Annotated in this window: 13 protein-coding genes; all 13 read right to left on the bottom strand. The window is 44.8% G+C overall.

The genetic code is table 11. The features are described from left to right. Nucleotides 1-61: 61 nt before the first annotated feature. Nucleotides 62-868, bottom strand: a complete 807-nt coding sequence (locus OC443_RS02655) for a glycosyl hydrolase 2 galactose-binding domain-containing protein (protein WP_073580797.1) — start codon at nt 866-868, stop codon at nt 62-64. A 178-nt stretch (nt 869-1,046) separates the two neighbouring features. Beyond that, the gene (gene rraB / locus OC443_RS02650; protein ID WP_073580795.1) at nt 1,047-1,463 is read right to left on the bottom strand and encodes a ribonuclease E inhibitor RraB; all 417 of its coding nucleotides are present in this window, start codon (nt 1,461-1,463) and stop codon (nt 1,047-1,049) included. Between the two features lie 73 nt (nt 1,464-1,536). Further along, nucleotides 1,537-2,982 carry a metalloprotease TldD gene (gene tldD, locus OC443_RS02645; RefSeq protein WP_073580793.1) on the bottom strand — a complete coding sequence of 482 codons (1,446 nt, stop codon included), beginning with the start codon at nt 2,980-2,982 and terminating at the stop codon, nt 1,537-1,539. Next, the gene (locus OC443_RS02640; protein ID WP_143169246.1) at nt 2,979-3,812 is read right to left on the bottom strand and encodes a carbon-nitrogen hydrolase family protein; all 834 of its coding nucleotides are present in this window, start codon (nt 3,810-3,812) and stop codon (nt 2,979-2,981) included. The genes tldD and OC443_RS02640 overlap by 4 nt, the downstream gene beginning before the upstream one ends. After that, complete coding sequence (locus OC443_RS02635; RefSeq protein WP_143169245.1) at nt 3,809-7,708, bottom strand: YhdP family protein; 3,900 nt, start codon at nt 7,706-7,708, stop codon at nt 3,809-3,811. Before OC443_RS02635 ends, OC443_RS02640 begins: the two co-directional genes overlap by 4 nt. 19 nt (nt 7,709-7,727) lie before the next feature. After that, entirely contained in the window at nt 7,728-9,197 is a 1,470-nt protein-coding gene (rng, locus tag OC443_RS02630; protein WP_073580791.1) for a ribonuclease G, read from the bottom strand. A 15-nt stretch (nt 9,198-9,212) separates the two neighbouring features. Continuing rightward, the gene (locus tag OC443_RS02625; RefSeq protein WP_073580789.1) at nt 9,213-9,791 is read right to left on the bottom strand and encodes a Maf family protein; all 579 of its coding nucleotides are present in this window, start codon (nt 9,789-9,791) and stop codon (nt 9,213-9,215) included. Continuing rightward, the gene (gene mreD, locus OC443_RS02620; RefSeq protein WP_073580787.1) at nt 9,788-10,276 is read right to left on the bottom strand and encodes a rod shape-determining protein MreD; all 489 of its coding nucleotides are present in this window, start codon (nt 10,274-10,276) and stop codon (nt 9,788-9,790) included. The genes OC443_RS02625 and mreD overlap by 4 nt, the downstream gene beginning before the upstream one ends. Continuing rightward, complete coding sequence (gene mreC, locus OC443_RS02615) at nt 10,266-11,153, bottom strand: rod shape-determining protein MreC (RefSeq protein WP_073580785.1); 888 nt, start codon at nt 11,151-11,153, stop codon at nt 10,266-10,268. The genes mreD and mreC overlap by 11 nt, the downstream gene beginning before the upstream one ends. 48 nt (nt 11,154-11,201) lie before the next feature. Beyond that, nucleotides 11,202-12,245 (bottom strand): rod shape-determining protein, encoded by a 1,044-nt coding sequence (locus OC443_RS02610; protein WP_038185732.1) that lies wholly within the window; start codon nt 12,243-12,245, stop codon nt 11,202-11,204. A gap of 189 nt (nt 12,246-12,434) precedes the next feature. After that, complete coding sequence (csrD, locus tag OC443_RS02605) at nt 12,435-14,447, bottom strand: RNase E specificity factor CsrD (RefSeq protein ID WP_073580783.1); 2,013 nt, start codon at nt 14,445-14,447, stop codon at nt 12,435-12,437. Between the two features lie 195 nt (nt 14,448-14,642). After that, nucleotides 14,643-15,620 (bottom strand): hydrogenase nickel incorporation protein HypB, encoded by a 978-nt coding sequence (gene hypB / locus OC443_RS02600; protein WP_073580781.1) that lies wholly within the window; start codon nt 15,618-15,620, stop codon nt 14,643-14,645. Nucleotide 15,621: 1 nt separating this feature from the next. Further along, a complete protein-coding gene (gene hypA / locus OC443_RS02595; protein ID WP_073580779.1) occupies nt 15,622-15,963 on the bottom strand; it encodes a hydrogenase maturation nickel metallochaperone HypA in 342 nt (113 codons plus the stop codon). Nucleotides 15,964-15,973: the final 10 nt, after the last annotated feature.

Genomic DNA, 15,973 nt, shown 5'->3' with positions numbered 1-15,973 from the left:
TTAGCTATTTTATCTTTTAGCTCAGATAAAGCAGAGACGACTGGCACCAACAACACCAAGACTAAACAGGAAAATGAAGAACCTGTAGCGAATCACTTAATCCAATCCGGCAGGTTTGGTTTTGCCCGTCAAGCTGTACAGTTAACAGATACAGATCTTCATCGTCCGGATGCTCCGGGTCATAATACCGGGGCGCTTCAACCTGAAAAAGTGCACTGGCATGATTGGTTCTTACATCAATTGGAATATGATAAATCATCCCATCAAATTTGACTGATGCCGATAACAACCCCGGTTTCAGAATATCGAAATAAATATGCACCAGTAACTCACATCCACCACCGTGGTGCCATATCTGCTCGGTTGCCAGACGAGTCAGTCTGGCATGACGAATACATTGTAAGTAAGGTTCCTGCCAGATCCCCATACGCGGATCACTTCGTTCCCGCTGATGATTTCCCAGATAGCATACCTGAGATTCATCCTCAGATTCATCAATCAACCAGTCATCATCCGGTTCAAGAAATAAGATTTCAAACCGGTTTCTTCCGGCTTGCAGCAAAGGCCGGATATCCTTCCTGTAACTTGTTGAAGATGAATCACAGTCAAAAAGTGCAACCCCGTTTAACCGAACCTCAGCATGATATTCAATTCCGGATAAGATCAAATCAGTCGCCGCAAAGCCAAGCAGTACATCATCAACCTCTATATCATGCATCAGGTGCCATTCCTGTGCTGCAATATCAGATTCAGACAGAGTTCCGGGTAAAACAGTACTCAGGGCTGCCGGAAAACTTATATCATCTTGTGGAACAGAAAGATCAGAAAGCGGAGAAAGTTGCCAAAGGCCTGACAGGGAATATTTCATGCGGCATAATTTGTTTTAGATCAATTTTTACATTATATACATAATTCTGAGGCGGATGCAGCCAGTTGAGAGATATAATTATACCCAAGCAACCTGAAGATGCAGGGTTCAGGTTGTTTGGGTATAGAGAGATATAAAAAAACCAGCGATTACCGCTGGTTTCATGCAATCAATACAATTACGCTTCATCTTCTTCTTCATCATCGGGATAAATGGCATCTTCACCTTCATAGTAAGTCCCCCATCCATCATAAATGATGTCATATTTCTCTGCGAGACGAATCATTTTTTCAGCCTGTTCATCTATCGCTTTCGGATCAAGAGCTGACTCCATGGTTGCATCACAACAATAGAGCAACTGACCATCTTCGTCTTCAGCTTCTTCGGCTTCCAAAACTTCAAAACCCATTTTGAAAGCCTCAATCACGGCTTTCTCCAACTTCGCAAAGTCTTCAGCAAACAGATGATGCTCGATTTCATAGCGCGCTTCAGGCTCACTCCCGTCTTCAAGCAAAGCCTGAATGATTCCCCGGGTTTCTTCCTGTTGCAATTCAATCAGCGCTTCTACCGACAAGTATTCGTCTTCCTGAGACATAAGATACTCCAGTTATTTTCAATCTATCAGTCTATATACCCAAACCGCCTGAAGGTGCATGGGTATCATACATTTAATCGGTACCGCCAACAGTCAGCGCATCCAGTTTCAGCGTTGGCTGCCCAACACCGACCGGTACACTTTGTCCGGCCTTGCCACAAACACCAACGCCCCGATCAATTTGTAAATCATTACCGACCATGGAGACCTGCTGCATGGCTTCAATTCCAGAACCAACCAAAGTCGCACCTTTGATTGGCCGGGTCACTTTTCCTTTCTCAATTAAATAAGCTTCAGATGCTGAAAAAACAAACTTACCCGATGTAATATCGACCTGCCCACCACCAAAGTTAGGCGCATACACACCTTTCTCAACCGTTGAGATGATCTCTTCAGGAGAATGCTCACCCGGCAACATATAGGTATTCGTCATTCTGGGCATAGGCAAATGCGCATAAGACTCACGCCGCCCGTTTCCTGTCGGAGCAACATTCATTAACCGGGCGTTCAGCTTATCCTGCATATATCCTTTCAGCTGCCCGTTTTCAATCAGGACATTATATTGTCCGGGGACGCCTTCATCATCAATATTTAAAGAGCCTCTTAAGTCTTTTAATGTGCCGTCATCAACAATCGTACACAGTTTTGATGTAACCTGCTGTCCCATTTTTCCGGCGAACACCGATGAGCCTTTGCGGTTAAAATCACCTTCTAAACCATGTCCGACCGCTTCATGAAGTAACACTCCGGGCCAGCCAGAACCCAGAACGACCGGCATAGTACCGGCAGGTGCATCGATAGCATCCAGATTCACCATGGCCTGCCGGATGGCTTCGTCAGCATACTGGTATGCGATTTTGCTTCCGGTATTATCTGAAAGAAAATAATCATATCCAAACCGGCCACCACCGCCAGAGCTACCACGTTCACGCCGGTCTCCCCTCTGGGCAAGCACACTAATCGACAAACGTACCAACGGACGAATATCTCCGGCATACGTCCCATCAGTTGCGGCAACAAGCACACGCTCATAAACACCAGTCAGACTGATGCTCACTTCCTGTACTAAAGGCTCTTTCGTCCGGATATAAGCATCTAACTCTTTTAACAAAGCAGTCTTCTGCTCTTTCTCCCAGCTGCTTAACGGATTAATATCATCATAAACTGCCGGGTATTTTTGATGAGAGAAGGCTGCTACCTTGCCATTCTGTCCCTGTCTGGCAATTCCTCTGGCAGCATGTGCACTTTGTGACAGCGCTTCTGTCGTCAATTGATCTGAGTAAGCAAAACCAGTTTTTTCGCCGGTAACAGCCCGGACACCAACACCCCGATCAATATTAAATGAGCCATCTTTGATCAAACCATCTTCTAACACTAACGACTCATGCCAGCTGGACTGAAAATAAATATCAGCATAATCAATTTGTCTTGTCATCATTTCTGATAACGTCTGTTCCAGATGCTGTTCCGTCAACCCGGTCGGATGAAGCAAAGCATCTTCTATATGCTTAATGGTCATAATTCGCTCTTTTTTGGTAAAAAATGATTTTCAAATCTTGCATGTGCCAAAACCGGCATTGACGTTCTTATTTCATTCAATAAGTCAGGATCAATTTGGGCAATTAAGTTTGCCGGCGCCTGCTCTAAACCCGCAACAATATTTCCCCAGGGATCGATGACCATCGAATGGCCCCAGGTCTCGCGTCCTCCGGGGTGAATGCCACCCTGATTTACAGCAACAATCCAGCATTGCGTTTCAATCGCTCTGGCCCGTAACAATGTTTCCCAGTGAGCCTGCCCTGTCACGGCTGTAAACGCTGCAGGAACCAAAATAATCTGAGATCCCAAATTGCGTAATGCAGAATACAAATGGGGAAAGCGGACATCATAACAAATAGATAACCCAAGCTCACCAAATGGTGTTGATACCACCTGAATCTGCTCTCCCGGTTGAAATATCTCAGATTCTCTGTAACGTCGGTGCCCATCATCCACATCGACGTCAAACATATGCAGTTTATCGTAAGATGCTGCTAATTCACCATCATTGTTATAAACCAGCATGGTCGTGGTCACACCACTTTGGGTACGGATGGGAAAGCTGCCAGCCACCAGCCAGACCGAATATTTACGCGCAATATCAGACAAGGTTTGCTGAACCGGCCCCTCACCTAAGTACTCTGCGTGAGTGTGATAGTCCTGCTTTGTTCCGAACACAATGGCATTTTCAGGCGTGACAATCCACTGAGCCCCCTGAGACGCCAGCGATGAAACCTGCGATTCAATGAATGACAAATTAACTTCCGGCTGAGGGACTGACGTCATCTGAATCAAACCAACATGACTCACTTGCCGGCCTCCTTCTTCTTCACTTTGCTCCGAAACTTCTCCGGAAGTTTAAATTCACCTTTACGTCTGGAAATTTCTTTAACAACCGGATTATCGATCGGCCCTTTAACCGAATAGTCTACCTCAGTAAACACCTCCACAACCGGAGAAATAACCGTTGTAATTGCCAGCACATATAAAGCAGTTTGCGGGGTAACGGCAAAAGCACTCAATACAGGAATACCCGAGGTAATATCCGGAACAAAATGGACTTCTGCATCAATCATACGGGTATTCAGATCAACAATGCCTTTGATCTGCATATCACCAGCAACAGCATCCATTGAGATATTATTGGTTACAAATATCCCCTGAGAAATGGTTCCCTTCCCTTCAATTGAATCAAACGCCATCCCCTTATCAAACACATCACTGAAATCCAGCTGCATTTTACGGATAATAGAATCCAGACTGAATATGCCCAGCAAACGGGCTGCGCCACTGACATCAGAGACGGTACCTTTACCTAATTCAGAACTGATTTCCCCCTGGAGTGTATTAAGCTGCATTGACCAGGGAGCGCCCTCCCATTCAGCCAGAGTTGTCATCGAAAACGGTGCTTTCTGAATACCTGAAGTAATTCCGAACCGCTCCATCAGGTCACTGTTATTTTCACCTTTCAGACTCAGATTCAGTTTAGTATGGCTCCGGTCACCATCGAGCGTCCACTCACCTGTCGCGTGAACTTCATTCGTTCCGCTCGTAATATCAATTTTCTTCCACGACAGGACTTTTCCCTGTCGCTGGAAATCCATGTTCAAACGACCAACCTTGTATCCCTGGAACCAGAAGTCGTCAATCACCAGCGTCAGATTTGGCATCAACTGATGAAAACGGCGGTCAAAATCTGTAATTTCCAGAGAATCTTTGCGGCTTTCATCGATAAATAATGAATCATCATTGTTTCTTTCTTCTAAAGCCGGAATATATAAATGGAACTGCTCAAGTGACACACTCAAATCATAGGGTTCAATATAATTCGCTTTCCCCGTGGCTTCCTGGCTTGTCAGATCAACCCGCCAACCCGGGCCTTTTCGGCGGGCCAGAAATTCAACATCATGCCACTCCAGAGTCGCCAGGGTCAGCTCTTTCACCTTCATATCAACATGATCTGGTACGGGAATGTCAGGCATCAAAGAAGACGAAGCGGCACCAGTCTGCGGCGCTGCATCTTCTGATGTAATTAATGTCAGCCATTGATCAAAGTTGAAATGATCGGTTCTTATCAATGCTGAATGACCAACAACCGGACTCACTTTGAAACTGCCGTTACCAATCAGCCAGTAAGTCGCATCCAGCACAGGCTTCGGCTGGGTGATATCAATTTCAGTCTGAAATTTTCCGCCCGGCACATGGACACGCGCACTAATGGTTTCCTGATTACCTGAAACCTGTAAAACCGCTTGACCAGCCTGCCCCTTAGGTTTATTCAAAGGATATGGATATTGGCTTGAAACAGACTTCAAATCCGCATTTAAATTCATCTGATAAGAAAACCCGATATCATTTAACTGAAGATCAATGCCCATTCCCCACAGAGATTTTCCTCCCAGAGGCTGAATCCATTTCTTATCCAGATATTTTTCTAACGGACGAACCTGCCAGTTTCCTCCGGTATTGATATGAACGTTATAGCCTTTTTTACCACTCTCACCCTTAAAATTTAATGCAATCTGCTGCCCTAACAGCTTCCCGCGAAGCTTAGGTGCTTTCAATACATCATTATCAAAGTAAATTCGCCCGGACACAGACTGTAAATCAATCGAAGGTGATTGAATTTCAACCCGGTTATCCTTTAAATCGGCCCATCCCCAGGCTCTTTCATCATGGTGACTTTCAAACGGAATCTTCAACTTAAATTCGGAATTCACATTTCCTCTGACCTGAACAGCAGTCAGTGCGGCACCAACCGTATCAACCAATGGCGTTGACGTCATGAAATCCCGCACATCGTTCCCCTGAGCCTGAGCCTTCACTTCAATTTCAATATGCCCGGCACTTTCCAGACTGGGGATTCTTCCGGTAACATGCTGAGCTTTAACATTCATTAGTTCAGCATGATCGGACTCCAGAGTCATTGACTCATTTTGAAACAAAATATCAGCCTGAAGGTTCTTCAGCGGTGGCCATGCCGTATCATAGCTGAAACGGGCATTTTCCAAAGACACTGCGGCCTGAAATACCCCATTGTGCCGATTATAAGGAAAATCATGCAACGCACCGAACCAAAGCAGTTTAGATGTCTTTGCCTGCCCGGCCTGAATTGCTGAAGACAGGTAATCCGTTAAGTCATCGCCAAGTGCCCTGGTTGGTAAGTAACGCCAGATCTCTCCGGCATTGCGCAAATCAGCCTCAGTATAAAACGACAGAAACGGACTTTGCCCGTCAGGGAAATCCAGTTTAAATGCCCCTAAAACCTTTAAGTCCGGCGTTTGTACCGAAACTTTATCAGACCACAAAGACCAGCCATTATCATCCGACTGCCAGACCAGATTGACATGGCCCTGATTAATTCGAAGTGGTGCCTGAAAAACATCACCATACGGTAATGTTTCATCGGTCAAATCCGCGCGAATAACCGCTTTGTGATTATCTCCGGAAATACTTGCCTGCAAGTGATGGGCTTCAGGCAGCAAATACCATTGTGAGATAGCGCCGTCAGCCAGTTGGGCTGAATAACGGATATCAGTAGATGTTCCCGCAACACGGATATCATTCAGCTGTCCGCGGGGCTGCAGGTTATGCAGCATTTTTTTGACCTGAGGAGAAACCGGAAGCTGCTTTACAAAACGGCTCAGCGGGCCGATGTCCAGTTGTGGTAAATTAATTTTCCAGCCAGAAGGTTGCCAGTCCAGTAAAAAACTCAGCGCCGGCCACTGTTGGTCATCATAAGCCATCCGGATATTTTCTGCCTGGACAGCCACACCTTTTCCGTTCGGGACTAATTTAAAGACCCCGCTACTGAACTGAAGTGTGTGCTTCCGTTTTTCGGACAATAAAATAGTTGAGGGTTGTAACTGCACATAACCATCAACCGGCTTATTATGCTCCAGTGTCAGCCATGCATTTAAGCTCAGCTGCCCACCTTTGATTCCTGTTTCTTTCTTTGAATACTGAGTAATCCATGATCCGATTTCTATATTGTCAGATCCCAGATAAAACTGTCCGGATATATCCCGGAAAGAGTCAAAATCTTTGAAATCAGCACTAACCGAAAGAGAGTTAATCCCCGTATTGGCGATACTGACAACACCCCGGGCCTGATGGCGGTGATCATCATTACGCCATTTCAAACGTTCAATATTGAGCTGACGAATTTCGCCGGAAATGGCCCGGTAACGAATAGCTGAATTCAGAATAGAGAAGTCATCGAGCTGTCGCAGAAATACATTATCAAGTAACCGGATGGTTTCGATCTGGGAATCATTATTGTGTACTGCAGCCGGATCCTCTCCATCATGGTAGAGATTCAGCAAATCAACCGAAGAAATATCCAGATGTAAATCATGAATCTCCAGGTTTGCAATAACAGGCTGCCACTGGAGCAGAGACTTTAATAAATCAAATTCGAGATCAATACTCTCAACACTGAGCGATATATTTGAGCCGTCAGGTAAATGGGCTGTCATTCCCTGAAGAGAAACAGAAGGTCGTGTATTTTTCCATGCTCCCCTGACTTCGGTAACTGAGGTCTGAATCCCGGTTTGATGATTCAGCCAGTCAATAATTGAAGTCTGATACTGATTCATATGTGGCAGGGCGACCCTGAGCGCCGTTATCACTAAAGCCAGCAGAACTAAAGTGCTAATCAGCAACCACAGCAAATATTGTACAACATGGGAAATGACGATACGCACAATGTCCAATGCTCCCGAATTACATCATCACAACGTCAAATTGTTCCTGAACATACAAAGGTTCAGTTTGAATCCGGACTTGCTTACCAATAAAGACTTCCAGTTCAGCCAAAGCGTGAGACTCATCTCCCTGTAAGGTTTCAGCCACAGCAGGCGACGCATAGACAACAAATTTATCTGAGTCATAGGCGCGGTTAACCCGGGTGATTTCTCTGAGGATTTCAAAACAGACCGTTTCGACGGTTTTCACATACCCACGCCCTTCACAGGCCGGACACACAGAGCACAACACATGCTCAATGCTTTCCCGGGTCCGCTTCCGGGTCATTTCGACCAGACCAAGCTGTGTAAATCCATTCACATTTGTTTTCACCCGGTCATAGATCAGCGCCATTTCCAGTGAAGCTAATACGCGTTGACGATGCTCATCAGAAGACATATCAATAAAATCAATAATGATAATGCCCCCCAGGTTTCTTAACCGAAGCTGGCGGGCAATGGCCTGCGTCGCTTCAATATTGGTATTGAAAATGGTGTCTTCCAGATTTCTCCGGCCAACGAAAGCCCCGGTATTAATATCAATGGTTGTCATTGCTTCAGTTTGATCGATAATCAGATAGCCGCCCGACTTCAGGTTCACCTTCCGATCCAGAGAGCGCTGAATTTCATTCTCGATATCGTACATATCAAAAATTGGCTTATCACCTTCATAAAGCGCCAGTTTATCGGAAAGCTCCGGCACATATTCAGAGGTGAAATCTATTAAATTTTCATACTCAAGCCGGGAATCAATTAATACTTTGGTTAACTCCGTTCCGACAAAATCTCTTAAAATACGCTGAGACAGCCCCGGCTCTCCGTAAAGTTTTGCCCGGGTTTTATATCTTGAACGGCGCTCAAGCACTTTTGACCACAGACGCTTAAGGAATGCGGCATCCTGAGACAGCTCTTTCTCATCAGCGCTTTCTGCTGCAGTCCGAATGATAAAACCACCCAATTCATCACAATAATGAGAAACGATGTTTTTTAAGCGCTCCCGCTCCTTTTCGCTCTCGATTCTCTGAGAAACGCCGACATGACTGGCTCCCGGCATGAATACCAGGTACCGGGAAGGTAATGTAATATCAGTGGTTAAACGGGCACCTTTGGTCCCCAGAGGGTCTTTGACAACCTGGACAACTATATCCTGCCCCTGGCGTACTAATTCAGAAATGTCACGAACCTGAAATTGCTGTTTTTCATTCTCTGCAACACATTCAGTGTGCGGTACGATATCAGAAGCGTGTAAAAATGCAGCCTTATCGAGTCCGATATCAATGAATGCAGCCTGCATTCCAGGCAGGATCCGGCTGACTTTACCTTTATAAATATTACCGACAATACCACGCTTTGCATCACGCTCAATATGGATTTCCTGCAGGATCCCATCTTCAATCATCGCCACACGCGTTTCACTTGGCGTTACATTTAACAACAATTCAGCACTCATGAGCGCCCCTCAATTCTAATCGGATAAAAACTGATGCAAAAGCAGGTCTGCTTCATATAAAGGTAACCCAACCACTGCGTAATAACTTCCTTCAATTCTGGTTACAAACTTTCCGCCAATCCCCTGAATCCCATAGCTACCGGCTTTATCACACGGTTCTCCGGATAACCAGTACTGTTCAATCTCCTGTTCTGATAAATCTTTGAACCATACTTTCGTTTTTACAAGGCTGGTTTGTGAACGATGTGAATTCATCACGGTTACTGCGGTCATCACTTCATGGCAACAACCTGAGAGCATTTGCAACATCTGTTTTGCATGGTCAAAGTTATCGGGTTTTTCCAGGATTTGCCGATCACCAGTGACCACCACTGTATCCGCTCCCAGCACGACAGCCTTAGGATGCTGTAACTGCTTCAGACAGACATCTGCTTTTTCGCAGGATAAACGGGAGACATATGCCTCTGGTGATTCTTGTTCTTTTCTTTTTTCTTCAATGTCTGAAACAAGGATTTCAAACTGATAACCCAGTTGAGTCAATAATTCTTTTCGTCTTGGAGAGGCTGATGCAAGAAAGAGTTGCGATGTTGTCATTTTATATTCCAGTAACGTCTGACACGGCGGAGTAATAAAAACATCCAGGGCCAGAGGATACAACTAATTACACCACTCCATAGAGATAAAGGATTAAATTGAACCATTCGGACCATGAACTCGCCGGAGAAGACCAACAAATCAAGAAATATTGTGAGTAATCCCATCACAACCGCTTGCTGCCATAGTGCCATATTCCTGAGTATCAGAAAGTTCATCGCAACCAAATACACAACAACAGACATCATCATGCCCCGGATACCAAGTGTCGACCCTAAAATCAGGTCCCAAAGTAATCCAAGAATTAAAGCAGTCCCAACATTAACCCGGTGCGGCAATGCCAGTACCCAATAACACACAATCAGTAAAATCCAGGACGGACGAAGCAGATCCAAAGTACCAGGCCAGGGGATCGTCTGTAAAATCAAAGCGCAAAGGAAAGAAATCCAGATCACCAAATGTCCGCGAAATACACTATTTCCCACGACTTTCCCCCTTACCGAATTGCTCAGGAGAAGATAATCTTGCTTTCTGTTGTCTTTCTTCGTTTGGCCACACCAGTAATAAATAGCGCAGCCGATCAAAATCGACGACGGGTACAGCTTCAATGACCGCAAACTCCCGCCGGGTATCGCGATCTACCTTAGTGACCCGGGCAACCGGATATCCTTCAGGATAAACGCCACCTAAGCCGGAAGATGCCAACAGGTCACCTTCTTCAATGTCAGTGCTTCCCGGAATATGTTCCAGCTGGATATATTCAGACTGACCATTACCGGAAGCAATCACTCGAATATCATTTCTTAAATCCTGAACCGGAATAGCGCTGTTGGCATCAATCAATAGTAAAACCCGGCTGTTATGAGCAGCAACAAACGTCACCTGACCAACCACACCCTTTTCGTTAATCACGGGCTGACCTTCATAAACACCGTCAATTTTACCTTTGTCAATCACCACCTGATGCGTATACGGAGAAGTATCAACTGCCATCACTTCAGTGACCATTTTCTTCTCATCCCGGACAAACGATGAGCCCAATAGTTTCCTGAGCCGTTGATTTTCTTCTTCGTATTGGTTGAGTAAGATTAAATCACTCTTCAGAGTCAGAACATCTTGTTTCAGCTGCCGGTTCACTTCCAGCAGATTCTGATAACTGTTCAAACGTTCATAAAGCCCGTCAAAAACAGCTCTGGGCAAGTTCGCGGCATACTGTATCGGGGCCACAATACTGTTCAACACATAACGAACCTGTGAAAAAGCGTTTAAACGGTTATCAGCCAGCATAAGGCTGGCTGATAAAACAACTGCAAAAAACAAGCGTAGTGAGAGAGACGGCCCCCGCCCAAAAATTGGCTTCATGATGCACATCCTGATTTGTGTTGAATCTTCATCTCTGCAGAATCGACACTACTCTTCACTGAATAAATCACCGCCATGCATATCAATCATTTCCAGTGCTTTTCCGCCGCCCCGGGCAACACACGTCAGAGGATCATCAGCGACAACAACCGGAATACCGGTTTCTTCGGTCAACAAACGGTCCAGATCTTTCAGTAGTGCACCACCACCCGTCAGGACCATGCCATTCTCTGAAATATCGGATGCCAGTTCAGGAGGACATTGCTCAAGTGCAATCATCACTGCAGAAACAATTCCGGTTAGCGGCTCCTGCAGTGCTTCCAGAATTTCATTAGAATTCAGGGTAAAGCTGCGGGGAACACCTTCAGCTAAATTACGTCCGCGAACTTCAATCTCACGAACATCGTCTCCCGGGTAGGCAGTCCCGATTTCATGTTTAATTTTTTCAGCCGTTGCTTCACCAATTAAACTACCGTAATTTCTGCGGACATAATTAATAATCGCTTCATCAAAGCGGTCACCACCAATACGTACGGAAGATGAGTAAACCACACCATTCAGGGAAATGACGGCAACTTCCGTTGTACCACCACCGATATCAACAACCATAGAACCTGTTGGCTCTGAAACCCGTAAACCAGCACCAATTGCAGCAGCCATGGGTTCATCAATCAGATAAACTTCCCGTGCTCCTGCACCTTCAGCCGACTCTTTAATTGCACGGCGTTCCACCTGAGTTGAACCACAAGGGACACAAATTAAAACCCGGGGACTGGGTTTAAGAAAACTGTTGTCATGGACCTGCTTGATAAATGTCTGCAACATTTTTTCTGTCACATAAAAATCAGCAATAACCCCATCTTTCATCGGGCGAATCGCTGAAATATTGCCCGGAGTACGTCCAAGCATCTGCTTCGCTGCATGACCGACGGCAGCAACACTGCGACCACCCCGGCCTTTATCCTGGCGAATCGCAACAACAGATGGTTCATCAAGAACAATACCCTGTCCCTTTACATAAATAAGCGTGTTAGCTGTACCTAAATCAATGGATAGGTCGTTTGAAAACATACCACGAAGTTTCTTAAACATATTCTTCGTTCGTCCTGCAAGAAAATTGAAGATAGAAATTCCACTAAATGTACCAATGCCATGCAATATCAGCAAGGTATTGGAGCGTAAAGATGGACAGAAACATGTAATTTCTAACATATTTCTTACTCATCGCCCAAGTTTGACACCTTTTTATCATCACGGGAGAATGAGTTGAATACTATTTGCTCACTTGTGATGAGCAACCGGTTTGGTTTTCCAGCGCTTTCTTTTACCGGGTTTCACCATAATGGCAGGCTTAGGTGCAGGGATTAATTGCTTTTCAGGCGCAAATAAACGCCCTTGTCCACCATGGACACCTAAAGATTTTAAAGTCAGCCATTCATCTTCTGATTCTACCCCAACAGCAATAACTTTTGTTTCACTCCCGCGACAAACACCGAGCATACTTCTGACAAACAGCTGATTTTCGTGCCGGTGTTCTACTTTCTTCACCAGACTCCGGTGTAGCTTCAGATAATCAACTTTTAAATCTTTAATATAATGAGTACTTACTATCATTCTCCCGGCTTCACTGACAACCACTTTACAACCAAAACCTGAAATCATCCTGACCACCGGACGCATATAATCTAAATGCCTGACCAGCTGGCTTTCATTGAACTCAAAACATAAACATGCTCTCTGTTTTTGTGTTAAGCCTAGCAGTAAATAGCGAAACCATTTGAAATAACGACGATCCGAGAAGGGAATGACGTACAAATTAATTGAATATACTTGTGCGTTATCTTTTTGTTTCGCCAGATAACGGACCATACACTGACAAACCAGCCGGTCTAATACGGCTTCAAAACCAATATTGACAATGGCTGAACTAAACCGGGAAAACTTAATGTAGCGGCCATTTTCAGGAATCCGGACAAAAATTTCTTTATGAACAGACTCCGAGATTCCTGAATCTTCCCCAATCAGATAACAGTCCTGTGCAAAAAGGTGTATTTTATCCGGGTTCAGATACTGCTCAAATAAAGTTCGCCAGCGCACATTACTGAGTTCATTATCATTTGACTTGATTTTGTGGAAACTACTCCAGGCGTTGACTTCTTCTAAACGTGCAGACTTAACCGCAATTTCTGCTTCATCAAGAATCCGCCCTCTGCGGTCACCTTCGGTATACATACTCACCCCGATATGGCACCAGTTTTTCCTGTCCAACGGAGCCGGAGGAAGAATTTTATTTATCGCTTTCAGGCACTGAATCGCAACGGATGAGACTTCTTTAGAGCTCTGATGCGGAATGAGGACGACAAAAACAAAGTCATAATAGCGGGATAAGATGACGTCAGGATAACGCTGAATAATGTTAGAAATGCATTCTCCAACATTCACAATCAAAGCATCTACCTCGGTTTTACCACTCTCTTCAGATACTTCATCAAGATCTTCAATACAGAGCATTAATAATCCACCGGTTGCCCCGCCTTCCAGCAGTGAAGACTCAAGTTTGTTATCAAACAGCACCCGGTTTGCAGTTCCGGTCAGTTGATCTAAAAAGGTTTGCGTGCGGATAAATGTATCAAAGCGACTTCTTTCCTGACGTGCATCTCTCAATTCATCAATTAACCGGTCCAGGGCTTCACTCACCGTGTATGGCCACTCCCTTTCATCACCTTTTGCATAACGCTCAACCTGACCGGCTAAGATCATTCTGCCACGCTCTTCAAGTAATTCAGAACCAAGCAACTGAGACTGAAGCCACTTTACGCCGCGCATCAGACAAAAAATAATTAAGCCAACAGCAAGGGTTGTCGACCACATAGCGCTGAATGAATAAGTAAAACCGACATATGGCGGGAGCACTTTGAAATGCAGGGTATAACCCTGATTACGTTTTAGCGGAAGATCTATCTCGTAAAAACGTTCTTCTCCGATAAAGCGCTGCTTTGTACTTTTGAAATGATAGAGTCTTCCGGCTTTTGAACTCAGTGTCATCTCGATGATATTGCTCGCCTGTAATAGCTTGGGAAGCCATTGCTTCATTGCATCAGTTGAATCTGCGGTCTCAAGCTCCTGATCAACGACTTCAACGATACCATTCAGGTAATGGTTCAGATACTGTCGTCCCAGCTGCTGGAAGGATAAACTCCCGCCAACAAACAAGATAAATATCGCACAGGTAACAATCATTGTGACAAAAGCAACCAAACGGGTACTCAGTTTGATTGTTGGTGTGTATCTCATGAATAGCAAATTCCCTTTATATTCATCCGATTCCTTTCGGTGACAACCCTTTCAATCTGAAAAGTATCGTACCATGATATAAAAATAGCTGCCGGAACAGCAGCTATTAAAATCACATGGATCACATAATCATTCTGATTATAAACCAACTCCGTCAGGACGCCCCAAAGGAATCAGAAAATTTTCGGGATACGTTTATGAATGAAGAATTTCCTGCCGATCACTCAGCCATTGTAACCATTCATCCATCCCTTCACCGGTTGTGGCTGACAACCTCATAATCTGAATGTTCGGGTTAATTCGTCTTGCATGTTCAATACAGGCATTCAAATCAAAGTTCACATAAGGTAACAAATCAATTTTATTAATAATCATAAGCTGGGAAGCCGCAAACATATTGGGGTATTTCAATGGTTTGTCAGCACCTTCAGTCACAGATAAAATCGTGACTTTGAAGTGCTCTCCCAAATCAAAACTTGCCGGACAAACAAGGTTTCCGACATTTTCAATAAACAGGATTCCGGACTCTTTCATCTCCATCTGATGATACGCATTATGAATCATATCCGCATCAAGATGGCAACCTTTTCCGGTATTCACCTGAATGGCAGGAATATTGGTTGCCCGGATACGATCTGCATCCTGACTGGTTTGCTGATCGCCTTCAATAACCGCGCAGTGACAATAAGACTTTAGTCGCTTCAGTGTCTCAACCAATAAGGTCGTTTTTCCTGATCCCGGACTCGACATCAAATTTAAGACAAGTTGATGCTGTTCAGTAAAATGTGCCCGGTTATGTTCAGCAATATGATTGTTATGCCCCAGAATATCCTGTTCCAGCGTCAGCAGTTGCCGCTGTGAAACACCGGAAACATGAGTCTGCGCCTCACCATGACCATAATGAAGGTCACCATGTGGTGTTTTTTCAGGCTCGTGATGGTGATGATGACCTGCTGATGAAGCTGCACTTTCAGGCCCGGCACCATGATAATGCACATGGTGATGGACGTCACCGTGATGATAATAATGATGATGAACACTTGCCGGTTGTGGTTGAGCATGATCGTGACGATGAGCAGGCTCATGAGGAGCATGATGGTGGTGATGATCATGATCATGGTGGTGATCATGTTCTTCAATATGGCTATCACCGCAGCCGCATACACTACACATTTTATTCTGCCTCTATACTCTTAATTTTTAACTCTTCTCCGGTTTCAATCCTTAACTGTTCACTATTGCAGAACGAGCAGGTTGCAACATAGGAATGAATTTCTGTTTTTCGCTGGCACTGATTGCACCAGGCAGTTGCCGGAATCATATCAAGATGCACTCTGGCACCTTCCGCAATTGTTTCTCTGCTGGCAAATTCAATACCAACTTTCAGTGCTTCCGGCTCAATACACGATAAGGCGCCGATCCCCAGAGTCATTGCAGTCACTTTAGTGAAATGGTGTTTTTTCGCCTGTTCCACGACAATATCAATCGTTTTCAGGCTGATAGACAATTCATGCATGGTTCTGACT

Origin of the sequence: Vibrio quintilis (assembly GCF_024529975.1) — a bacterium.
In the GTDB taxonomy this organism is placed as follows: Bacteria; Pseudomonadota; Gammaproteobacteria; order Enterobacterales; family Vibrionaceae; genus Vibrio; species Vibrio quintilis.
Note: the sequence above shows the minus strand (reverse complement) of the source record. Positions and strands in the feature narration are given on the sequence as shown.